The organism is Mammaliicoccus sp. K-M42 (assembly GCF_022386375.1).
Taxonomy (GTDB): Bacteria; Bacillota; Bacilli; order Staphylococcales; family Staphylococcaceae; genus Mammaliicoccus; species Mammaliicoccus fleurettii.
In genome coordinates this window covers 1-22,788 of the sequence record NZ_JAJNIS010000032.1, presented here as the reverse complement: position 1 = coordinate 22,788, position 22,788 = coordinate 1, and the positions used below count along the sequence as shown (strand labels likewise).

Annotated in this window: 20 protein-coding genes; 7 read left to right on the top strand and 13 right to left on the bottom strand. The window is 32.2% G+C overall.

What is annotated here, in order from left to right; genetic code table 11:
- Nucleotides 1–241: 241 nt before the first annotated feature.
- From celB to LQ668_RS11790, 7 genes are all read right to left on the bottom strand, one after another.
- Nucleotides 242–1,597 carry a PTS cellobiose transporter subunit IIC gene (gene celB, locus LQ668_RS11820; RefSeq protein ID WP_078358436.1) on the bottom strand — a complete coding sequence of 452 codons (1,356 nt, stop codon included), beginning with the start codon at nucleotides 1,595–1,597 and terminating at the stop codon, nucleotides 242–244.
- 22 nt (nucleotides 1,598–1,619) lie between these two features.
- A complete protein-coding gene (locus LQ668_RS11815; protein WP_078358435.1) occupies nucleotides 1,620–2,123 on the bottom strand; it encodes a hypothetical protein in 504 nt (167 codons plus the stop codon).
- 14 nt (nucleotides 2,124–2,137) lie between these two features.
- Nucleotides 2,138–2,461, bottom strand: a complete 324-nt coding sequence (locus LQ668_RS11810) for a PTS cellobiose transporter subunit IIA (protein WP_078358434.1) — start codon at nucleotides 2,459–2,461, stop codon at nucleotides 2,138–2,140.
- A 13-nt stretch (nucleotides 2,462–2,474) separates the two neighbouring features.
- Nucleotides 2,475–4,463, bottom strand: coding sequence for a BglG family transcription antiterminator (locus tag LQ668_RS11805; protein ID WP_218703004.1), 1,989 nt, complete (start codon nucleotides 4,461–4,463; stop codon nucleotides 2,475–2,477).
- A 27-nt stretch (nucleotides 4,464–4,490) separates the two neighbouring features.
- Nucleotides 4,491–4,817, bottom strand: a complete 327-nt coding sequence (locus tag LQ668_RS11800) for a PTS cellobiose transporter subunit IIB (protein WP_115337762.1) — start codon at nucleotides 4,815–4,817, stop codon at nucleotides 4,491–4,493.
- Between the two features lie 18 nt (nucleotides 4,818–4,835).
- The gene (locus LQ668_RS11795; protein ID WP_218703005.1) at nucleotides 4,836–6,266 is read right to left on the bottom strand and encodes a 6-phospho-beta-glucosidase; all 1,431 of its coding nucleotides are present in this window, start codon (nucleotides 6,264–6,266) and stop codon (nucleotides 4,836–4,838) included.
- A 502-nt stretch (nucleotides 6,267–6,768) separates the two neighbouring features.
- Complete coding sequence (locus LQ668_RS11790) at nucleotides 6,769–7,683, bottom strand: DUF7916 family protein (RefSeq protein ID WP_078358430.1); 915 nt, start codon at nucleotides 7,681–7,683, stop codon at nucleotides 6,769–6,771.
- A gap of 154 nt (nucleotides 7,684–7,837) precedes the next feature.
- Here LQ668_RS11790 and LQ668_RS11785 point away from each other — a divergent pair, with 154 nt between their 5' ends.
- Entirely contained in the window at nucleotides 7,838–8,767 is a 930-nt protein-coding gene (locus LQ668_RS11785) for an ABC transporter substrate-binding protein (RefSeq protein ID WP_239770049.1), read from the top strand.
- A gap of 48 nt (nucleotides 8,768–8,815) precedes the next feature.
- Here the strand turns inward: LQ668_RS11785 and adcA are convergent, their stop codons facing one another.
- Nucleotides 8,816–10,357, bottom strand: a complete 1,542-nt coding sequence (adcA, locus tag LQ668_RS11780) for a zinc ABC transporter substrate-binding lipoprotein AdcA (protein WP_218703006.1) — start codon at nucleotides 10,355–10,357, stop codon at nucleotides 8,816–8,818.
- Nucleotides 10,358–10,537: 180 nt separating this feature from the next.
- Between adcA and LQ668_RS11775 the strand changes: the two genes are divergently transcribed.
- The gene (locus LQ668_RS11775; RefSeq protein ID WP_078358427.1) at nucleotides 10,538–11,479 is read left to right on the top strand and encodes a nucleoside hydrolase; all 942 of its coding nucleotides are present in this window, start codon (nucleotides 10,538–10,540) and stop codon (nucleotides 11,477–11,479) included.
- Nucleotides 11,480–11,547: 68 nt separating this feature from the next.
- Here LQ668_RS11775 and LQ668_RS11770 read toward each other — a convergent pair whose 3' ends face one another.
- The 4 genes from LQ668_RS11770 to LQ668_RS11755 form a co-directional block, all read right to left on the bottom strand.
- Complete coding sequence (locus tag LQ668_RS11770; protein WP_218703007.1) at nucleotides 11,548–12,210, bottom strand: ABC transporter ATP-binding protein; 663 nt, start codon at nucleotides 12,208–12,210, stop codon at nucleotides 11,548–11,550.
- Between the two features lie 12 nt (nucleotides 12,211–12,222).
- The gene (locus LQ668_RS11765; RefSeq protein WP_078358425.1) at nucleotides 12,223–13,272 is read right to left on the bottom strand and encodes an ABC transporter permease; all 1,050 of its coding nucleotides are present in this window, start codon (nucleotides 13,270–13,272) and stop codon (nucleotides 12,223–12,225) included.
- Between the two features lie 246 nt (nucleotides 13,273–13,518).
- A complete protein-coding gene (locus LQ668_RS11760; protein WP_078358424.1) occupies nucleotides 13,519–13,968 on the bottom strand; it encodes a DUF3995 domain-containing protein in 450 nt (149 codons plus the stop codon).
- Nucleotides 13,969–14,011: 43 nt separating this feature from the next.
- Nucleotides 14,012–14,827 (bottom strand): metallophosphoesterase, encoded by an 816-nt coding sequence (locus tag LQ668_RS11755; protein ID WP_078358437.1) that lies wholly within the window; start codon nucleotides 14,825–14,827, stop codon nucleotides 14,012–14,014.
- A gap of 111 nt (nucleotides 14,828–14,938) precedes the next feature.
- On the opposite strand from LQ668_RS11755, the gene LQ668_RS11750 reads away from it, so the two are divergent.
- From LQ668_RS11750 to LQ668_RS11735, 4 genes are all read left to right on the top strand, one after another.
- Nucleotides 14,939–15,724: an arylamine N-acetyltransferase family protein gene (locus LQ668_RS11750; RefSeq protein WP_107509736.1), complete on the top strand. Its 786-nt coding sequence runs from the start codon at nucleotides 14,939–14,941 to the stop codon at nucleotides 15,722–15,724.
- Between the two features lie 9 nt (nucleotides 15,725–15,733).
- Nucleotides 15,734–16,177: a MarR family winged helix-turn-helix transcriptional regulator gene (locus tag LQ668_RS11745; RefSeq protein ID WP_218703009.1), complete on the top strand. Its 444-nt coding sequence runs from the start codon at nucleotides 15,734–15,736 to the stop codon at nucleotides 16,175–16,177.
- A 176-nt stretch (nucleotides 16,178–16,353) separates the two neighbouring features.
- Nucleotides 16,354–17,340 (top strand): zinc-binding dehydrogenase, encoded by a 987-nt coding sequence (locus tag LQ668_RS11740; protein ID WP_218703010.1) that lies wholly within the window; start codon nucleotides 16,354–16,356, stop codon nucleotides 17,338–17,340.
- 308 nt (nucleotides 17,341–17,648) lie between these two features.
- Nucleotides 17,649–19,058, top strand: coding sequence for a DHA2 family efflux MFS transporter permease subunit (locus LQ668_RS11735; RefSeq protein ID WP_239747881.1), 1,410 nt, complete (start codon nucleotides 17,649–17,651; stop codon nucleotides 19,056–19,058).
- 420 nt (nucleotides 19,059–19,478) lie between these two features.
- On the opposite strand, the gene LQ668_RS11730 is transcribed toward LQ668_RS11735, so the two are convergent.
- Nucleotides 19,479–20,897 (bottom strand): MFS transporter, encoded by a 1,419-nt coding sequence (locus LQ668_RS11730; protein WP_078358534.1) that lies wholly within the window; start codon nucleotides 20,895–20,897, stop codon nucleotides 19,479–19,481.
- A gap of 283 nt (nucleotides 20,898–21,180) precedes the next feature.
- Here LQ668_RS11730 and merA point away from each other — a divergent pair, with 283 nt between their 5' ends.
- On the top strand, nucleotides 21,181–22,503 hold the full coding sequence (merA, locus tag LQ668_RS11725; RefSeq protein ID WP_218703012.1) for a hypothiocyanous acid reductase MerA: 1,323 nt from the start codon (nucleotides 21,181–21,183) through the stop codon (nucleotides 22,501–22,503).
- Nucleotides 22,504–22,788 lie beyond the last annotated feature (285 nt).

Here is a 22,788-nt window from a genome sequence, read left to right as displayed (position 1 = left end):
TATATATTTTGTTAATACCATAGAAAAACCAATGGTTGATTACATCTAAAGATATTACACAAAATTATGGACTTGACTTTTTTATCGGTCCGTATTTCTCATTTCTGGACCGCTATTTATTTTTATCGGTCCGTATTTCTCATTTCTGGACCGCTAATTTATTTTATCGGTCCAGAAACCCGAAATACCACATCAAATACAAAATGGCTGAGACAAATTTGTCTCAGCCATTTATTTCCCCTTATATTAAAGCGTCATTACCTTTTTCTTGTTCTACTAGTTTTTTATCATATATTTTAATGAATGGGAACCATATTAAGAATGCTACAAATCCACAAATAAGTGATACTAATACGGCCATTAGACTACCTGCTGTACCAATAAATGCGCCAAATCCTATAGGTGATGGCCATGGTACTTGTGCGATGATTGGTTGTACAAGTTCTAATTTGATTGTCCAGTAACCTATTGAAGCTGATACCATTGGTGCTAAGAAGAATGGTATTGCTAAGAATGGATTATAAACGATTGGCAAACCGAATACGAGTGGTTCATTGATATTGAATAAACCTGGTACTAATGAAGCTTTACCTAATACTTTTAATTGTTCTGATTTAGCTAAGAAAGCTATAAAGATACATAACCCTAATGTTGCACCTGAACCTCCCATTACAACGAATGAATTTTGGAATTCTCCTGCAAATGGGATGTTTGCGCCTTCTATATTTAGCTGCATATTTGTAAGTACGATTGGTGTAATAAATGCACTGATGATATTTGCGCCGTGAATACCTACTATCCAAAGTGCATGTATTAAGAAGTATATAACTAAAATTCCTAACCAACTACTCGTCAAGTACACTACAAATCCAAATGGTACTGCAATTATTTTAAAGATATCCGTATTAAATGCTACTAAAATACCTGTGAAAGTTAGTATGACAAAAGCAACTAAGAATGCTGGTATTAAAGCTGTGAAGGATCTGGAAACACCTTCAGGAACTGCTTCTGGCATCTTAATAATCCATTGGCGTTTCACACATAATCTATATAATTGTACAGCGATGATGGACATTATAATAGCTGTAAATATCCCAGTCGTGCCAAGCCTACTTACACCATCCCCTGACATCTCCCAGCCATTAAATATGTTGACATCTTTTTTCATGATGTTCACAAGAACCATCTTACCGTCTTCCATTATTAATTGTGGTATTGCCATGAAAAATGCAAACATAGATAATAATGCACCGTTAAGCGGATTAACTTCTAAATCTTCTTCATCAGCATAAATTTTTGTGTATTCATAACCGATAACTAAACAGAAATACAATGCTAATATGCCCATTGTTGCCTTATTGGCTAACATGTATAAGTCACCAATTTTTAAAAAGGTACTATTCCAAAATCCTTCTAAAAACGTAAAGGTTTGCGGTATAACATTTAATACTAAAAACATCGAACCAACAATTGTAAATGGTATACAAGCCATACCAGCAGCCATGATTGCTCTTACAATTCTAAATGAAGCTATTTTCCCCATTGGACCCATTAAATACTTCTCTAAAAAAGCAAAAACTTTATTTTCTGATTCCATAACCTAGACCCCTTTTCTTTGTTTAGTTCATTGCATTTTCAAACCTTTGTAATCGTTTATAATGCCAATCTTTGTTATGTCGAATATTATATAATCTAAACAAAATGAAACCACTAACGGCTAATCCTCCGACAAGTACACCAGCTACAATTAACCTTGAACTCGTTTGGTCGACTATAAATGGATATAAATATTGAAATAAAGGTGTTAATAATATTATTGGTATTAATGCTACATTGACCGCGAATAAACTTAAAAAGCAAGACTGTGTATATTTAACATTGTTCGAATGATTACCATACATTCGCACTTGCTCTGCAACACTTATTAAAATGATGATCATTAGTACAAGTGGTATGACCAAAGTTAATGAGCGACTCATCACAAGTGTAAAAAACCAATATAGATTTGAGAAAAAGAACAAAGCTGACATATATCTGATTAATAAAAATCGATTAAAGTACATTGCTTTAAGACTTGTTTCTTTTCTATTTTTTTCAAATTCCACTTTTGTTTTTTTATCCATTTTTTATCCCTCTTTTAAAGTGCATCATTTACTTTTTTATATAAGTGAAGCATCTCGATAGCTACTTCTCTTAAAGTCATTGTAGTCATAAGATGATCCTGAGCATGAACCATAATAATTTCCATATTAATGGATTCACCTGATGCATATTTTTGTAATAAATCAGTTTGAGATTGATGCGCTAAAGTTATTTCTTGATTTGCTTCATCTAATATTTGCTCAGCTAGCTCATAGTTATCCTCGCGCATATTTTTAAAAGCATCATGTATATTTGTACGCGCAGTACCACTATGTAAAATAATTTCAAACGCAACAACTTGAATATCTTCTTGTTCCATAAGCTAAACCCCTTTATTTATGATATTGACCGACCATATAATTTTTAAAGCTGTTATAATCTTTGCAATTCATGATTTCTGCTATTTTTTCATCAGAATCAATTAAATTAACGATAATATCAATAATCGTTTTGAGCTCATTGTCATTATATTTTGAAGGGGATAACATAATGACAAGTTTGATTTGTTGATGTTGTTCGTCCCAATACACACCATTAGGTACGAGCGCTACAGCTATGCTTGAATAATCGCCTACTGGTTGTGCAGTATGAGGAACAGCTACATCATCACTAAATACAACCGTACTCAATTCTTCTCTAAAATTGAGTTGCCTTCGCAATTTATCTTCAAAATCTTTCTCTTCTTTTAAACTCAATTGTTTAATTAAAAGGTCAAAAAGCGCCTTTTTTGTTATCGCCTCTTCAATATAATTAAATGAACTTTCATTACAATATTGGTTAAAGAACAAGCTATATTGTTCTGTTGCAACATTTTCTTCTAATGAATCATTATATGAAAATTTATTATCATGATGATGAATAAATGTATTTATTTTTTTAATATCTTGTTCGTTAAGTAACACATTCACTTGAATAACCGGTACTTTAAACACAATTGTAGATAGGTCAATAGATGAAATAATTAAATCAATATGTTCTAATTTTTCATCGGTTATTTCATAGTAGCTAATTACATCGACTATATTCATCTGTAAACTAAATTCTCTTTCAGCTCTGACTTTGAGCATTTGAGCACTTCCATAGCCTGTCGCACAAATCACTAGCACATTTAACTTTTCACGCTGGTAATATTTTTCAATTGCTGCAAGCAAATGTAAAGTTAAGTATGCCCATTCTCCATCGCTCACTTCTTGATTTTTCAGTTCTTCTAACTCTCCAAAATATGTCTTAGTCATAGTAAGTGATGATTCATTTTGCGCTTTAATATCATGTAATATTGGATTTTCTAAATGAAATTTATTCTGAATGCGCTTTATTAATGGTTCTAAATGTGTAACTAAACCATATAAAAGTTGACTATCAGACGACATCGGAAACCCTAAATCTTTTTCTATTTTATTTAATATTTTTGACACTCTCTGTGATAAGTCACTCTGAGCATCTTGATTTTGAAGTTGAGAACCCTTAGTCATAATGTGCAAGCTGATGTATTTAGCTTCTTCTTCTGGAAATGATATTTTATAAATTCGTTCAACACGATTTAGAATTTTTCTTGCAACTGATAATTCATTTTCAGTTAGCACTTCTTCATTTGAAGTGATTGTCTTCAAACTATAACCATCTAATAATCGTCTAATCATGAGCCCAAGATGTAACACTAGATTTTGAAGTATATAATCTGAAAGGTATACTTTAGATTCTCTCGTCTCATCAACTACAATGATCGCCAATTCTTCCATATTGATTTGTAGTAAAAGTGGTGTTTCTTGAAAATATTTATTAATAGAATGAAAGAAATGATTTCCTAAGAAATAATCCATTATAAAATGACGTTTATCTCTTTCATCCCCTTCAATCGCTATACCATGCTGTTGCTTGCTCACAATCCCTAGATTATACTGAGCAATAATATTTTTAATAGATGCAATATCTTGAGAAACTGTAGACCTTGAAATATATAATTGCTCACTTAGTTGCTCAATCGTAATACTTACCTTATTAAAAAGTAACAAGTTTAAAATGTAATACTGTCTATCTTTAGAATCATTGATATTTTCTTGCTCTGGACCATTTTTAGATAAATAACGTTTTAAAAAATTTTCAAATTCTATCATTAACTCTATTTTGAGTTGGTATCCATACCCTTGCTTAGCAATGAGCGTTGCACCATTTTTTTCTACTTCAGGCTTTAATGTTTTGACATATTTTCTAATCGTTCTATCTGAGAGTTGTAGCATAGTCGCAATTTCTGAACTTTTAACAAATTCGTTGCGTCGTTGTGATAAATAACTGAGTATCTCTATTTCTCTTTGACTTAGCATAAGCTTCCCCTCATTTCATAGAGAGTATTATACCGTTTCTTCCATCCCTTGCAAAATTACACTCGCCAATTTTTCAATGCCCATTGGAATCGGAACATAAGCTTGTGGCGGTATATTAACGACTGGCTTATTCACTTTATCACCAGCTTCTTTTAATTTTTTGAAATACATTTTTGTTTGTGGACTTACTAAATATAAATCGAAAGATTGTTTTTCAATCATTCTTGCACCTTCATTTGCTGAAATTGCATCTACTTCAATATCATGTCCTTGTTCTTTTAAATAATTTGTTGTTTTTTTAGCCATTAAAGATGATGACATCCCTGCTGCACATATAATTAAAGCTTTTTTCATAATAAAAACCTCCGTGTTTTATAATTTTTCGCCATTAGTAGCAATGACATTTTTATACCAATGGAATGAATCTTTTTTAGATCGATCAAGCGTTCCATTGCCTTCATTATCTTTATCCACATATATAAATCCGTATCTTTTCTTCATTTCGCCTGTACCAGCAGATACTAAATCAATGCATCCCCATGGTGTATAACCCATTAATTGAACGCCATCTTCATCAACTGCTTTTATAAATTGTTCGATATGTGTTTTTAAATATTCGATTCTATAATCATCGTGAACAATACCATCTTTACCTAATTCATCAATTGCACCAAATCCATTTTCAACAATAAACAAAGGCAGATGATACATATCTGTAAACCAATTCATTGCATATCGTAAGCCTTCAGGGTCGATTTGCCATCCCCAATCAGAAGCTTTTACAAAATCATTTTTTACTAAATCACGTGTCTCAACATAATCATATTGTTCATTGGATTTATCATGTGAAATAGCAAATGACATATAATAACTAAATCCTATATAATCAACTGTGCCATTTTTTAAATCTTCTACATCTTGATCCGTAATATCTAAATCAAAACTTTTAGACTTAAAGTATTTTTTCATATATCCAGGATATTCACCGTGAACATGAACATCTGTGAAATAATATCTTTTTTGCATCGCTTTTTGAGCCATGAGCACATCTTTAGGATTACAAGTTGCTGGATAAATTGGACACATCGCAATCATGCAACCAATTTCAAAGTTTGAATTAATTTGATGACCAATTTTAGTAGCTTGAGCACTTGCTACAAGTTCATAGTGTGCAGCTTGATACATAATTTGTTCTCTATTTTCACCGGCTTCGTATTTCACACCTGAATTTGTAAATGGTGCGAAATCTTCATCATAATTTGCTTGATTGTTAATTTCGTTAAAAGTCATCCAATACTTTACTTTGTCTTGATATCTTTCAAAACAAACAGTCGCAAATCGAACAAAGAAATCAACGACCTTTCTATTACGAAATCCTCCATATTCAGTTACTAAGTGATATGGTAATTCAAAGTGTGACAATGTTACGACTGGTTCAATTCCATATTTAAGACATTCATCAAATAAGTCATCATAGAATTTCAGCCCTTTTTCATTTGGTTCTTGATCATCTCCATTTGGAAATATTCTTGACCAAGCAATTGAAGTTCGGAAACATTTAAAGCCCATCTCATGAAAAAGCTTAATATCTTCTTTGTATCGATGATAAAAATCAATCGCTTCGTGGTTCGGATAATTTTTATCTTCTATAACCCCATCCGTTATTTCTCTATGTTTCCCATGAGATGCTGCTGTCATTACATCAGCAACACTTATACCTTTACCATCTTCTTGCCATGCCCCTTCAAGTTGGTGTGCTGCAACAGCGCCTCCCCATAGAAAATCATTCGGTAGTTTTGACATTCAATATTCCTCCTTTAACCAAACGTTTCTTAATACACTTTTATTGTAAACGCTTTCATTATAGAGTAGCATCTTGAAAAGTTCCGTAGTATTACGGAAATGCATGATATTTAAGTAGAACTGTTTTGAATTTGGATATTGGTTTATGGGTTTTCGGGTTTTGGATTTCGGGTCGCTAATTTTTTTATCGGCCTGTATTTCGGGTTTTCGGGTCGCTATTTATTTTTATCGGCCTGTATTTTGCGTTTTCGGGTCGCTAAATTTTTTTATCGGTCCGTATTTCTCGTTTCTGGACCGCTAATTATTTTTATCGGTCCGCATTTCTCGTTTCTGGACCGGTAATTTTTTTTATCGGTCCGTATTTCTCATTTCTGGACCGCTAATTTATTTTATCGGTCCGTATTTTGCGTTTCTGGACCGGTAATTTTTTTATCGGTCCAGAAAATACATATCTTTCAATAAATGAAAAAATCCAACTGCCTCTGCAGTTGGATTTTTCATATTATCTATTTATAGATCTTGATATTCTAGATACTGTATGTCGCTGACCTCTTATGGCTTTACTCATTGCATATATATTTTCTACTGGTGCTAAGCCGCCATAACCGGCATCACCGATATGTTGTATATCCACACCGAGTGTTTTATTTTTAATTGCGATTTCTCTTATTGTAGCTTCATCTGATCCTTCTTGTGATGTTCCGATTGCGCTCATTACGAGGGCTCCACTACGATGTGCTACTTGAACTGCCTCACGCACTTCGTCTTCACTTACACCCCAGACAGTTCCTACAGCAGGTACTAATATAATGTCTGCACCAGCTTCCACAAATTGTTTAATTGCCTCTAAATTAACAACTGGCTCATCTACACCTGAACCATGCATTTTTCCTGCAATAATTAATCCATCAAAATGTGTTTTCCCAATTTTAACCGCTTCTAAAATATGTTCGTTTGTTACACCAGTTGCTGGATTACCAGTTAAACATACAAAATCAAAGCCTAATTTTTTAGCTTGTTCAAAAGTTTCTTTTGTCGCTTTTCTACCAGAAGATATATCTAGTTTCACTTCGGCCATTTTTGCTTTATCGTCAACTGGTTCCAAGTTAACCCCGATTGGTCTACCTACAAGATGTTTCAAATCTTGAACAGCATTTCCAGTCCCTTTATATTCTTCATTATATAACCCTTGTATATCTGGTTCTATAACATCTAAAGCATTCAACAGTATCATATCTGCTCCGAAAGCAGATGCCATTTCTGCATTTGTTATATCTTGTACTAAAGCTGGCATATGTACAACAACATTTTCACTCAATACTGTTCTACCTTCACTCGCTTTAATACTTTGTTTTAATTCTTCTGTAGAAAATCCCGAAATATCTGAAGCATTTGCACTAATTAATCGTTTAACCAAATTCTTCACCCCTTTTATTTATATACAAGGTAAAGATATAGATATATCGAATCAAAGTCAAATATATATAAATAAGGTATTGAATTTTGAAGATTGCTTGATATAATTTAATTGATATTAATTATCATTATCAATTAAATAGGAGATTTATATTATGAAAAGATTGATAACATTTTGTTTATGTTTATTATTATTCTTGGCTGCTTGTAACAGTATAGATACTAAAGAAAAATCGCCAGAAGCAGAAACAAAATCAGATTCATCATCAAAAACAAAAGTATTTAAACAAGATGATGGTGAAAAAATTAATATACCTAAAAATCCAAAAAGAATCGTTGTATTACACCCTACCTACATCGGTGCTTTAGTTGAGTTTGGTCATAAACCAGTAGGAGTTATTGATTTTGTTAAACAAAATCAAACTTTAGCTGAAGCGACTAAAGGGGCTAAAATGTTAGGCCAAAATAATGTAGAAGATGTTGCTAAAACAAAGCCAGATTTGATCATCACAACTAAAGAAGATAAAAACATCAATAAATTAAAAAAAATTGCGCCAACTGTACAGATGGACGCAATGAAATCAGATTACAAATCTGCTACTAAAGAGCTTGGAGAAATTGTGAATGAACAAGATAAAGCGAAAAAATGGATTAAAGAATGGGAAAATAAACTAGAAGAAGATAAAAAAACATTAGGCTATAAAGTAGACGAAAAAACAATTACAGTCCTTCAATCAACGCCAAAAGGTCTTACAGCTTTCGGTAAAAACTATGGACGCGGAACAGAAATTGTTTACGGTGGTTATGGTATGACTCAACCTAAAAATTTAGAAAAAGAAACTAAAAATGCTTATATGACAACATTATCTGAAGAAGTACTTTCTGATTATACAGGCGATTACATTATCCTAGCAACAATGGGTGAAACTCCACAATTTACTCAAACAACTAACTGGAAAAACCTTGATGCAGTCAAGAATAATCATGTCATAAAATTAGACTTACAACAAACTCAATATAATGATCCAATTTCTCTTGAAAAACAAAGAGAAGTAATATTGAAACAATTAAAAAAAATGAAATAAATGCTAAAAAAGAACCTGAGACAAATTAATGTCTAGGTTCTTCTTTATTTAATGTGCCAACATTTCTTCTTTTACTTCATCCTTAGAAAGTTTTGAAGGGTAATATGTCGGCCAGTTGTCTAGCTCTTTAAGTACTTTATCTTTGTCATCTCCTGCAAATATATGGAAATGAACTGCTTTTTTAGGATAAATGTTATGATCGCTAAATTGTACATATTTTGGTAAATCCTCGCTTGATTCGCCTTTTAATTTAAAGCTATATCTCACGCCTCTATTACCTTTTTCATACTTTAGAATGTCATGTCCATCATATTCGTATTCTCCAGTTGTTGTATGGCCATTTTTAGTGAAACTGATCTTGTTGTCTGCTATTTTTATGTTTTCTATATCTGTTTTATAACCTTTATCGTAGTATTCTTTAAATTCTTTTGCTGACATGTCACCATCTTCAGCTTTATGTTCAAATACTTCATCAAGTGTGCCGTCTTTTAAATATGGATAAACGGATTGCCAGTCTCCTTCATAATCTGAAAGTTTACGGTCTTTAACTTGCTTGTCTTTAAAATAACCTTGTTCAATTGCTTTATCATGTGCTGAATCTTTTTTATCATCGTTAGTTTTAATTTTATCGTTTAATGATTTTTCGATGCTTTTAATATTTTCTTTCATCAGTTTCTGATAAGAAAGGTCTTTTTCATTTAATTGTTCTTTCGTTAATGATTCCATATTGCTAAATGAAAGTGGCTTAGCATCTGTTTCTTTTCTAATCGTGTCAGTTATTTTAGATGAAATATTGTTTTCATAAAGAATATATTTTGCATCTGTATCTTTAATTTCTTTTACGATTTTAGTTAATTCTTTTTGAGAAGGATCTTCTGCATTCATACTTTGGACACCTTTTTGAACAAATCCATAACGATTCGCTAAATATCCAATAGACTCATGTGAAATAAATACTGTATGACCTTGGTGACCTTTCGTAATATCTTTCATTTCTTTATCAATATCAGTTAAATCTTTATTTAATTTCTTAAAGTTTTTCTCATAATATTTTTTATTATCAGGGTCTTTTTTAACTAATTCATCTTTAATACCTTTAATCATTTCTTGGTTAAGTTTAGGGTCTAACCAAACGTGTGGGTCATATCCACCGTGATGATGCCCTTCATGTTCGTGATCATGGTCGTGTTCTTTTTCATCACCGTGTTCATGTTGATCAGTTAATAATGCTGATTGATCGATACTATTTTGAAGAGATAGTTTTTTATCATCTTTTTTAATAGTTGATGCTATTTTCTTAGCTACAGCATCTAAATCGTCACCAGTATATACAAATAAATCCGCTTTACTCGCATTTAAAATATCTTTTTGAGTTGGTTCATAACTATGTAAATCTGTACCTGCTGGATAAATTGATTCAACTTCTACGTGTTTGCCACCAATCTGTTCTATGAAAGATTTTAGTGGGTAAACTGTCGTTTTAACCTTTAATTTATCTGAATCATTATCTTTGTTGCCAGTTTGGCTACACGCGGCCAACACCATTGTAAGAACAAAGACAATTGATAGTATTCCTGTCCATTTTTTCATCTTGTACACTCCTTTTATAAATAGTAACTGTTACGATTTAAAATTATATACTCTAATTTATTAAAAGACAAGACTTATTTTTAATTAGCCTACATTATTCTATAACGCGTTTATTTTGTTAACATGAAACCGCTTTAGTATAATGAATAAGATAAAATTATTAAAAAAGGACGTGGTTGAATGGTACAAAATAGAAAAATCATCATGGATTGTGATCCAGGTCACGACGATGCGATTGCATTAATAATAGCTGGTGCCAAGTCAAGCTCATTAGATATATTAGCTGTTACAACTGTTGCAGGAAATCAATCAGTTGATAAAAATACAAGAAATGCATTAAATGTGTTAGATATTATGAATCGAGGGGATATACCTGTTTCAACAGGAGCTGATAGACCTTTAATCAAGGAAGCAGCATTTGCAGAAAGTATTCATGGAGAAAGTGGTTTAGATGGTCCTCAATTACCGAAAGTGCCAAATTTAAAAGAAACAAACGAGCATGGCGTAAACGTTATTATTGATCAAGTATTGCAAAGTAATGAACCTATTACTTTAGTAGCAACAGGTCCACTAACAAATATTGCAATGGCACTGATTCAAGAACCTAAAATAGCAGACAATATACAAGAAATTGTTATTATGGGTGGTGGTACATTCGGAAATTGGACACCAACTGCAGAATTTAATATTTGGGTAGATGCAGAATCCGCTAAAAAAGTATTTAAAAGTGGCATTCCAGTTGTAGTCTTTGGTTTAGATGTAACGCACCAGTTATTAGCAGACGATGCTGTAATCAATCGCTTTAACAAAATAGATAATAAAGTATCAGATTTTGTCGTGGAATTATTGAAATTCTTCAAATCAACGTATAAAGAACAATTCGATATGGATGGCGGTCCTATTCATGACGCTTGTACAATATTATATTTATTAAATCCAGAAATATTTACATTACAAAACACATATATCCAAATCGAAACAGATAGTGCGTTAACATATGGAACAATGTCAGTCGATTTGAATAATACGTATCAAAAAGAACCTAATGCAAAATTCGCTACAGAAGTAGATGTTGATTTAGCATGGGACATTATGGAACAAGCATTACGAAGCTATCAATAATCATAAAATTAAAAGCAGTAGAAGATGCAAAGACAACAAACTTGTCCAACATTCTTCTACTGCTTTTATTATTGTTCTTTTAATTCTCCATCGACCATTTTAAAGACTTTATCACAATATGTTGTTAATCTTTGATCATGTGTCACAATAATACATAATTTATTAAGTTCTTTAGTTTCTTTTTTTAATATTTCCATTACTTCTATTGCATTTTCCGTATCTAATGAAGCTGTTGGTTCGTCTGCGAGTATAATTGAAGGATTGGTATATAACGCTTTTGCAATGGCTACTCTTTGTTTTTGTCCACCTGATATTTCATTTGGTAATTGCGTTAATATGTTATCTAGTCCAAGTTGTTTTAATAGCCTTGAATGCTCTTCTTTATTCATCACATCTTTTTTTACTTTTTTAAGTAACTCAAATTGTTGTTGTACAGTTAGAAAAGGGATTAAATTGCTAGTTTGTAATATAAAACCGATTTCTTTTAATCTCAGTTTAGAAAGTTTTTTTTCATTAAATTGATTAATTTCTTGTCCATTTAACGATATCATGCCTTCTGATGGTAATTGTAATGCGCCAGCCATCGTTAAAAGTGTACTCTTTCCAGAACCTGATGGCCCAATAATAGCTACGAGCTCGCCTTTTTCTAAATTAAAATTTGTCGCTTTTACAGCTTCAATTGTTCTATTACCGTCTTTAAATGATTTACTTACATTTTCAAATGTTAACATGACAAGCTCCTCCTAACCTATTACCTTCAGTGGTTCTACTTTTCTAATACTTAATACCGAGAATAAACTTCCTAAAATTGCTACTAATATTAATACAATTCCGTATATAGACATCGTTAAATAATCAAATTTAATCGGCACTGCTTCAGGTAAAAAGGCACCCGTTAAAACTGTTAAGCCAAAGCCTATCAATGTACCTATTAAAGCAATAATAATTGTTTGACTCATAACCGATTTTGCTAAGAAGCCATTCGTTAATCCTTGTGCTTTTAATACGCCAAATAAGTTTCTCTTTTGTAATGTAATTATGTACAAGAAAATACCTATAACCATTGCGGATATAGCAAATAGAAAGACAATCATAAATGTTAACGTTAAATTCTGAGCTTGATAACCAGGTAATTTAGTAACAAAATCTTCTATTTCAATCACTTCTAAATCTTTATTTAATTGCGCATCTTTCCAATTTTTATCTTTAACTACAAGTGCATTGATTTTATCCCCTTTAAACATGGGATTTAATTTGCTAATTGTTTCATCATTCGTAAACAATACAGGTGATGCATTAAATTTAGAACTTTCTGAGAATCCTACTATTTTTAATTTCTCATCACTATTCGAAAGTGATAATTCATCTCCTATTTTGAAACCTTTTGTCTTCAAAGTATGATCTGCTACTACTTCATTATTTTTCTTGAAAAGTTTTCCATCTTCTAGCTTAGGCATAAGGAAACCTTTCGCATCAATTCCAAATACAGTAGCATTTTCTTTTAATTTCCCATCAGTTGCAATAACAGCTGTTTGTTTTAAACCTTCACTTTTATCGAATTTTCCATTGATATCGTCAGTATTAACAGAAGATTGCGCAACCGTTTGATTGGCATCTTTATTTAAGACAATTGCATCTGCCTTCCAAATATCAATCGCTTCCCTATTCATATTCATCAAGCCATTTGCCAGCCCTGATAATAAGAACAGCAAGTAGCTAATCATAATCAGAACGCCAATAATAAGCCCAAACTTTATCTTATTTCTTCTCATTTCATTCCAAGCTAAGAACATATATCCATTCCTTTCTATAAGACAATAATCAACTAATTTTAGTCTTGCTAATTATAGCACTATAAAAAAAATAAATAAAACACCCTCAATCCGAAAAAATCCAGATTGAGGGTGCTAGTAAGTATAATTGAGATATTGTAGTTTGCTGTTTTACGAGCCGAATCGCACGATATCTCGAAAGTCTTCGTGCGTTTAATCTAAGTATTTACCAATATGTTCCTGATTCAAACTATCTGACTAACCGCTTCATACAACATTATTCCTTTTGCTCTTTTTTAGCATCTTCACATATCCAAACAACCCTATTCCCCATAATAAGAACAATGGGTCCCAGACGAATGCTTGTCCAAATGCTGTGTAATAGTTATGAATTTCTATTATTTTAAACATTTTTAGCCAACCTATTAATGTATTTAAACCGCCATACAATATAAGTACTACACTACCGACTAAAGATACGTAATATATTCTTTTATCGAAATGATTTGTTAAGGTCAGTGGCATGATTGTTGCTAAAAATTTAACTACTGCAACGATTAATAACGCTATATTTATCCAAATTCCGTAATTTGCACTTAATGTAAATACCCAAGTACCTACTGTTGTTAACCCTGCTTCTCCACCAAATCCCCAATATAACGAGAACAGTGAATGTACAATTCCTGCTATGACAAATAATGATATATACTTTTTCATCTTATCACCTATTTTAATCATTTAAATTCTTTGAAGTATGTTTTTATATTTCAATAATTTGTATAGTATGCTTCATCTCTGTTTCCAAATCTTGTGTTCTCCACTCTCTTTGATATCCTAAACATGGACATATATACTGAACGCCACTTTCTTCTATTATACTTCGAAAATGAACGTGCCCCATAATACTATACTTGATTGGATATGTTTCATAAAATTGGTCAAAGTCAGAAGTGCCTATAAACGCATTAAAATAATCAAATATTCTATGTGGCATTGGTACTGCAAATCTTTTATGTGTAACGATATGTGTCATCAAAATAATATTTTTATCTTTTACTTGTTCTAAATCATTTTTAACAGAGGTTGCTGCTAACTTAGACATTTCTAGATCAGATTTTCCCCAATCTATATGTTCTTTATCTAACCACGTTGAGCCATAATATTTTCTTCGTTCTAATCTTTCTAGACTAAACTTTTCATGGTCTGCAAAGCTATAATCGTACCAACCACTATGGCCTACAATTGCCCAATCATCATTGATAATATATGGATTACCAATAATACTCTCAGGTTGCGACTTATAATGTTCAAAAATTTCATAAGAAGATTTATCATCTTGTTCACTTTTCCAATAATCATGATTACCAGGGATAAACAAGACATCTATATTTGAATGGTGTTTTACATTTTGAACAAATTGAACCGTTTGTAAATAATGATTTGAAACATCTCCCGCAATGAGTAACATATCCAAATTCAGACGTTTAATTTCGTTCGTTAAAATGTATTCAAAATCTTGCGGATAATAATCTTTACTTCTATCTATATGCAAATCTGAAATAGCACCAATTCTCATATGCATTACCTAGCTTTCTATAATGTAACCGTATAATATCAATTTTATATTAACATATTCTATGCATATATCCCTTATAATAGAATTGACAAATTTAATGGAGGTACTACTTTGGACATTCAACAATTTGAAAATTATTTAAAAATAGATACTAATAAGTTTAATAAAATAAATCTCGAAAGTTTAAACCATTATATTAAAAGATTTATGTACACCGTTCCCTTTGAAAATATAAGTGTACAGAATGAAACACCTATTTCTGTAGATATTAATGATTTATTCAACAAAATAGTCCATCAACATCGTGGTGGCTTTTGTTATGAAATGAACACCCTATTTCAACATTATTTAACAGAAAAAGGCTTTGAATTAGATCGAATATCAGGTACAGTCCATACACCAGATGATAGTTGGAGTAGAGATGGTTCACATATGACTACACTCGTTCATTTAGATAAATCTTATATAGCAGATGTCGGGTTTGGAGATTTACCAACCGAAGCTATCCCTGTTTCAAGTCAAGATGACGTGCATATTATTAATGACACTAACGGAAATTATTGTGCCATTTTAGATGATTCAGGCGTTATACATCTTCAAAAACAAATAGCTCAAAACCATTGGCGTACTTCATACAAGACAAATGATATACCTAGAGAATGGGACTTTTTCATTGAGCATTTAGACTTTAACGAACATAATCCAAATTCGATATTTGTTCAAAAGTTAATTATTACAATTCCTAAACAATATGGTAGAGTAAGTATGTCTAACGAACATTTAACAATCACGACCCAAAATGATAAACAAAAAGAAGCCGTCACACATGATAATTATAAATTTCTATTAAAAAAATATTTTGGAATAGATGAGAAGATCACTATATTAGAAAGTTGAGGAACAAATTTGATATCTAATAATGAATTACAAGACTTAGATTTATTTGATGTATTGAGTGAACGCCATGGCATAGTCCGTACACATATCGAAAAAATGTGGAATGACACACACGACATACACATCTCTAGTTCAGAATGGTATATTATGGCTAAAATATATAAACATAAACGAAACATAGCTTACATCACTCAACATGTAACAATATCAAGACAAGCCGTACACAAATTCGTGAAACAATTAAACCAAAAAGGACTCGTCGATATTCAAGACGTAGAGGGTAATAAAAAAGAAAAATCCATCCAACTAACAGCGCTCGGTGAATCATGCTTCTTAGAAAGTAAACAACACAAAAAAATAATAGAAGAGCAGCTCAACACAGCAATTGGCAAAGAAAACGTAGATAAATTAAGAGACATATTGAAGATGGATTGGGATATAGAGAATTCTTAAGCCTAGAATTTGCAGAAACTAAAAAGACGGCAGCTTATATAAATGACTATATTATTGTTTCAAATGTCTACTTAGTTACCTAAAAGTGCCTACTTCTTAATATTTTTATTTGGTGCTACGATAATTATGAACTTACTTATTCACAAGATGATTATTAAATTGGAGGGAATTAATTTATGAAAGCATGGTTAATAGAATCAGCCGGAGACATAGATAAAATGTTTTGGGGTGATATCCCAGATGTTCATGCTGAAAATGGACAAATCGTAATTAAAGTAATGAGTACAGCACTTAATCCTGTTGATTATCAGGTAATTGAGTCTTCTGGAAACAAAAATTGGTCTTACCCTCACTACGCTGGCGTTGACGTAGCTGGAGTAGTTACTGAAGTTGGCGATAACGTTACAAACTTTAAAATTGGTGATGCTATTGCTTGTCACATGGATTTAAATAAAAAAGGAAACTTCACAGAATACATTGCTGTGGACGCTAATACTGCAGCTAAAATACCTGAAAATGTTTCTTTTGATCAAGCTGCTGCAATATTGTGTGCGGGTTTAACTGCATACCAAACTATTTATCAAAAATTAAATACTTTTCAAAAGAAAAATATATTGATTCATGGTGGAGCTGGCGGAGTTGGCGGTTTCGCTATTCAACTGGCGAAAGAATTAGGTTTAAAAGTCATAACTACTGCTTCACAGAATAATCATGCTTGGTTAAAAGAACTAGGTGCAGATGTAGTAATTGATTATAAAACTGAAAGTGTTACAGAACGCATTAAAGAAGAAACAGATGGAAATGGTGTAGATTTAATATTTAATACTATAAGTAAAGATGAAGCGACAAAAGATTTAGATAGATTAGCTTTTTCAGGACAACTAGCATATATCGCGGGTGCACCTGACTTAACTAATGTCAAACCATTTTCTCTTTCGCCTTCAATACACGAAGTTGCATTAGGAGCAGCTTATTCAGCAGGTACGTTAAAAGCTAAACAAAACTTATCTTTCATGACTAATGAAATGTTACAAAAAGTTGCACAAGGTTTTCTTGATCCAATGGTTAGTAAAATACTTTCAAAAGACGATTTACCTGCTGGTCTAAAAGAATTAAAAAAACGTCATGTTAGAGGGAAAATAATCGTTAATATGCAATCATAAAAGTTTACTTTAATAAATAATTTTAACAGGCTGGGACAAATTAATTGTCTCAGCCTGTTATGATATTGGCAGTTAATGACTAGATTGTTAATGAACTTATTTTAAACATTTTATTTTCGTAAACTTGGTTGACAATATACGCGTTATTCTGCTAAAGTAAGTAAGTTGTTATTTTTGAAAACAAGTGTTACAGAAATATATACAAATACTAATATCACTATGCTTTTGCTAGTTGCATATGCTCTCAGCAAAATATTAATACACAACAATTGTGTATTCACTAGTAAAAGGAGATTAAAGATTTTATTATGATAGCAGAAGTACAAGTCAAAAATCCAAAAACGATGGCCCTAATATTAATGTTAGGTGCTTTTATTGGTTTATTTGGAGAAACAGCATTAAACATGGGTTTAACGAACGTAATGCAAGATTTTGATATAAATGCACCAACTGCTCAATGGTTAACGACTGGTTATTTATTAGTCCTTGCTATACTCGTACCAATCTCAGCCTATTTAACACGTTGGTTTACAACGAGACAACTTGTATTAGGTGGATTTATTATTTCATTTATTGGTACATTATTTGCAGCATTTTCACCAATATTTGCTGTATTAATGCTTGGTCGTGTGATACAAGCTGTAGGAACGGGTATTATCTTACCTGTTATGATGACAGTTATGCTTAACATTTTTCCAATAAACAAACGTGGTGTTGTTATGGGAATTATGGGATTAGTCATTACTTTAGCACCAGCTATTGGTCCAACTTTATCAGGTATTATTATTACAACATTAAGTTGGCATTTCATTTTTTGGTTTAGCGCAATATTTTATGTTATTTTAGCAATCATTGCATTCATTAACATAAGCAATGTATCGGAAATCACGAAACCAAAAATTGACTTTATCTCAATCGCTTTATCAACAATCAGTTTCGCAGGTTTAATATATGCTTTAAGTACAATGGCAGAAATATCTATCACTTCTCCAATTGTATGGTTACCATTACTTATAGCTATAATAGCTTTAATTCTATTCAGTACACGACAAACGAAAATGAAAGAACCAATGATAAATTTAACAGTATTTAAACACCAGATGTTTACATTAGGTATTATTATGATTTTCTTACTAATGCTCGTTATTTTATCAACAGCCATTTTATTACCAATTTATTTAAAAGGAAGTTTACTATTATCAGCAGCATTAGCAGGTCTAGTGTTATTACCAGGTAATGCTACAAACTTCGCATTATCACCAGTAATAGGATCACTATTCGATAAATACGGTGCAAAATACTTTGGTATAGCTGGATTTTTAGCAATACTAATTGCAAGTGTAGGATTTACAATCGTCATTTCAGCAACAACACCCGTTTGGATCATTCTATGTTTATTCATCGTATTATTTATAGGCGTAACAATGGTAATGATGCCAGCACAAACAAACGGCTTAAATCAACTTCCACCTCAGTTATATGCAGATGGATCAGCAGCAATGAACACATTAATGCAAGTAGCAGGTTCAGCCGGTACAGCATTAGCAATTACACTATACACAATCGGCCAACAACAAGTCACTGGAGGGTCTAGTGATTTAGGCGAACGAGAAATCATCGCACACGGAGTAAAATTTGTATTTTACTTTATAAGTGTCGTAGGTGCATTAGGACTTATCACATCATTATTTGTGAAAAAGCCAGATTTCAGTAAATAACAGTTAAGAGCTGGGACAAATAAATTGTCCCAGCTCTTTTTTGTATGGAGGAAGTGGAGGTGGGTGTTAGGTGCTGGGTTCGGGTGCTGGTGTGGATTCGGGGTTGGGCTGGTGGTTGGGTTCGGGGCTTGGTCAGCGTAGGTCATGCGCTAACTGGCAGAATTCTGGATTATGCTCCTTAGAAAGCCCTAACTGGCAGAATTCTGAATTGTGCTCCTTAGACACTAGTTCTTACGGACATTTCTCGGAATTTTGTCCCTTAGCACCTTACAGTCCCCTTCTTACTTAGCATCGCCACGCTACGTAACGCTCATTCCTTCATAAATCTCTTACCTCTCTATCCCCACACTAAAAAAACACCAATCTGTTAATCGTAATTAACGGATTGGTGTTCTATTTCTATATATGACCTTCTATATCTTAGTCTACTTTTACTTTATTGTCTTGTAATTCTTGCTCGTTCCACCATAATGCATCTTTTGGATTTTTCACGGCATGGTCAAATTCTTTTTCAGATGATACTGTCGGATATGATCCTTTTAATGCTTTTCCTGAAGTTGTCTCAAATAGTACTAGTATTGTTAAAAATCCTATTATACTTACAGCTGTTAAATAATATGCTGGTGCTAATGGATTTTGTGTTGCGTGTACTAACCATGTTGAAACTAACGGTGTTGTACCACCAAATATTGAAACAGACACATTAAATGTAACGGCTAATGTACGGTAACGAACGTCTGTATAGAATATGCTTGGTAATAAACTTGGCATTGCGCCTTCATATGTTGATAAGAAGAATCCAAGTATGAATATACCTAATGATACGAACATTAATTGGTTAAGTCCCATTAAATAGAATGACAATAATGAAAATGCTGTTAAACCAAATGTACCGAGTAGTACGACTTTTTTGTTGCCTACTTTGTCACTTAAGCGTCCGAAGAAGAATGCTAGTGGTACCATTACGACCATTACGCTTGTAATTAATACTGTACTCACTGTAGAAGAAATACCAATTACTTCATCTAAATATGATGGCATATATGAAAGTAGCATATAATTTGTAATATTAAAGAATGCTACTGTGATAAAGCATACGAAAATATCTTTTTTATGATTTTGAATAATTGAACCGAATGATTCTGGTTTTTCTTCATTATCTGATATTTCATTTTCAAAAATTGGTGTTTCGTCTAAGTTTTTTCTTAAGTATAAACCTACTAAACCAAGTGGTGCTCCTAAAATAAATGGAATTCTCCAACCCCATGCTTGCATTTGTGCATCTGATAACCCAATAAATAAACCACTAGCTAATAATGATGCGAGTATGTATCCTGCTAAAGTACCTATTTCTAAGCCACTACCTAAAACGCTTCTTCTGTTATCTGGAGAAGATTCAGCAATATATACCATTGCGCCAGCGTACTCTCCACCTGTTGAGAAGCCTTGAATAATTCTAGCGATTAATAATAGTACTGGCGCCCAAATACCAATTTGGTCGTATGTTGGTAATAGACCAATTAATAAAGTTGAAGCTGCCATTAATACGATCGTTGTAGTGAGGACTGTTTTTCTACCGAGTTTGTCCCCAATTCGACCAAATATAATACCACCGAGTGGTCTCATTAGAAATGCAATCGCAAATGTAGCGAAAGTAAATACTAATTTCAATTCATCATTTTCAACAGATGTGAAGAAATTTTTACTGATGATAATTGCTAAATAAGAATAAAGACCAAAGTCAAACCATTCCATAGCATTACCAATACCTGTTGCATAAACACTTTTCTTAGTTTGCTTCATATCTACAACATTGATTTTATTTTTGTTGAATTTCATGTGTTAGTAAACTCCCTTTCAATATAGTTATGTATATTAACAGATTGAAAAATTAAAACAACTGTAATAATACACTTTTGTGAAAGGTCATCACTTGTGAAAAGTACCACAAACATACAAGCTTATTAGCCTTATAAGTGGTCAACCAATTTTGTAAAATTTCTCTTTTTTCTTGAATTTTTCGAAAAAATTCCTCTCAACAGACAGTGCAAGAAAATAGTCAGACGCTTAAAATTGGATTATAATGGTAATAATAATTTATCTATAAATGGAGGTTAAATTCATGAAACATTATGATACTTTAATCATTGGTTTTGGGAAAGCTGGTAAAACACTTGCTAAATTTTTAGCGGGAAAAGGTCAACAAATTGCAGTTGTTGAACAAGATTCTAATATGTACGGAGGTACTTGTATTAACGTAGGTTGTATACCTAGTAAAACTTTATTACATGAAGGTACTGAGCATCATTCATTTTCAGAAGCGATGAATCGTAAAAAAGATGTTGTATCTGCTTTAAACAAGAAGAATTTCAATAATCTTGATTCAGATGACAACATTGATGTATATACGTATAAAGCTCAGTTCAAAGACAATGAAACAGTCATTCTTATAGATAAAAATGATAAAACTGTTGAAACTATTAAAGCGACTAATATTATAATTAATACTGGTAATCGTTCAAATATACCAGACATTAAAGGAATTAAATCTACTGAAAATATTTATGATTCTAAAGGCATAATGTCACTAGATAACTTACCAGAAGAACTTGTAATAGTTGGAGCTGGGTATATTGCCTTAGAGTTCGCGACTATTTTTACAAATCTAGGTAGTAAAGTAAAAGTGATTAATAACAATAAACACGTATTAGTTACTGAAGATAAAGATGTCGCATCTAAAATATATGAAGAGTTTATAAATAGTGGCATTGAATTTATAGACGAAGCTGAAGTTACAGAATTTTCAACTGAAGATAATCGTCCAGTTGTGCACACATCTCAAGGTAAAGTTGTAGGAGATGCAGTATTACTTGCTACTGGTCGTGTTCCAAATACAGACCTTGCTTTAGAAAATACTGATATAGAACTTGGAGATCATGGTGAAATTAAAGTAAATAAATACTTACAAACTACAGTAGACCATATATATGCAGTTGGTGATGTTAAAGGCGGCGCACAGTTCACTTATATTTCATTAGATGATTACCGAATTGTAAAAGATCATTTAACAGGTGACAAACAACGTACTACTGAAAATAGAGGACACGTTCCATACACAGTATTTTTAGACCCACCACTTTCACGTATTGGATATACTGCAAGTAAAGCTAAAAAAGAAGGCTATAATATTAAAGAAGGACAACTTGAAGTTAAAAATATTCCACGCCATAAAGTGAATAATGACGATAGAGGATTATTTAAAGTAGTAGTAGACGCAGATACTAATCTGATATTAGGTGCTAGTTTATATGGTAAAGAATCAGAAGAAATTATTAATTTGATTAAACTTGCGATGGACCAAGAAGTACCATATACAACATTAAGAGATAATATATACACACACCCTACAATGGTAGAATCATTTAACGATTTATTTAATATATAGAATATTGGAAAGAAGCTGAGACAAATTAATTTGTCTCAGCTTCTTATTTGTTGGAAGTCTATTTAGCTTGTCGGGCCTGTCTTGATAAATTTGGACTCTATTTATCATGTTGGGCCAGTCTTGCAATATTCAGACGCTCTATTTATCATGTTGGACCTGTCTTGATAAATTCAGACGTTCTATGTTGCTAGTCGGAATATGTCCATATAATTGTGTAATAAAATAAGAGCCATATATAGCTCACTTTAGTACAATGTAATCGACTAAGAAAAATTGTAGAGGTGA

Excerpts from the sequence above, each read along its gene's own strand:
- LQ668_RS11765 (WP_078358425.1), bottom strand. The coding sequence starts at position 13,272 with ATGTTCTTAGCTTGGAATGAAATGAGAAGAAATAAGATAAAGTTTGGG.
- adcA (WP_218703006.1), bottom strand. The coding sequence starts at position 10,357 with ATGAAAAAATGGACAGGAATACTATCAATTGTCTTTGTTCTTACAATG.
- LQ668_RS11810 (WP_078358434.1), bottom strand. The coding sequence starts at position 2,461 with ATGGAACAAGAAGATATTCAAGTTGTTGCGTTTGAAATTATTTTACAT.
- LQ668_RS11730 (WP_078358534.1), bottom strand. The coding sequence starts at position 20,897 with ATGAAATTCAACAAAAATAAAATCAATGTTGTAGATATGAAGCAAACT.
- LQ668_RS11760 (WP_078358424.1), bottom strand. The coding sequence starts at position 13,968 with ATGAAAAAGTATATATCATTATTTGTCATAGCAGGAATTGTACATTCA.
- LQ668_RS11785 (WP_239770049.1), top strand. The coding sequence starts at position 7,838 with ATGAAAAGATTGATAACATTTTGTTTATGTTTATTATTATTCTTGGCT.
- LQ668_RS11740 (WP_218703010.1), top strand. The coding sequence starts at position 16,354 with ATGAAAGCATGGTTAATAGAATCAGCCGGAGACATAGATAAAATGTTT.
- LQ668_RS11805 (WP_218703004.1), bottom strand. The coding sequence starts at position 4,463 with ATGCTAAGTCAAAGAGAAATAGAGATACTCAGTTATTTATCACAACGA.
- celB (WP_078358436.1), bottom strand. The coding sequence starts at position 1,597 with ATGGAATCAGAAAATAAAGTTTTTGCTTTTTTAGAGAAGTATTTAATG.
- LQ668_RS11775 (WP_078358427.1), top strand. The coding sequence starts at position 10,538 with ATGGTACAAAATAGAAAAATCATCATGGATTGTGATCCAGGTCACGAC.
- LQ668_RS11770 (WP_218703007.1), bottom strand. The coding sequence starts at position 12,210 with ATGTTAACATTTGAAAATGTAAGTAAATCATTTAAAGACGGTAATAGA.
- LQ668_RS11815 (WP_078358435.1), bottom strand. The coding sequence starts at position 2,123 with ATGGATAAAAAAACAAAAGTGGAATTTGAAAAAAATAGAAAAGAAACA.
- merA (WP_218703012.1), top strand. The coding sequence starts at position 21,181 with ATGAAACATTATGATACTTTAATCATTGGTTTTGGGAAAGCTGGTAAA.
- LQ668_RS11755 (WP_078358437.1), bottom strand. The coding sequence starts at position 14,827 with ATGAGAATTGGTGCTATTTCAGATTTGCATATAGATAGAAGTAAAGAT.
- LQ668_RS11735 (WP_239747881.1), top strand. The coding sequence starts at position 17,649 with ATGATAGCAGAAGTACAAGTCAAAAATCCAAAAACGATGGCCCTAATA.
- LQ668_RS11800 (WP_115337762.1), bottom strand. The coding sequence starts at position 4,817 with ATGAAAAAAGCTTTAATTATATGTGCAGCAGGGATGTCATCATCTTTA.
- LQ668_RS11795 (WP_218703005.1), bottom strand. The coding sequence starts at position 6,266 with ATGTCAAAACTACCGAATGATTTTCTATGGGGAGGCGCTGTTGCAGCA.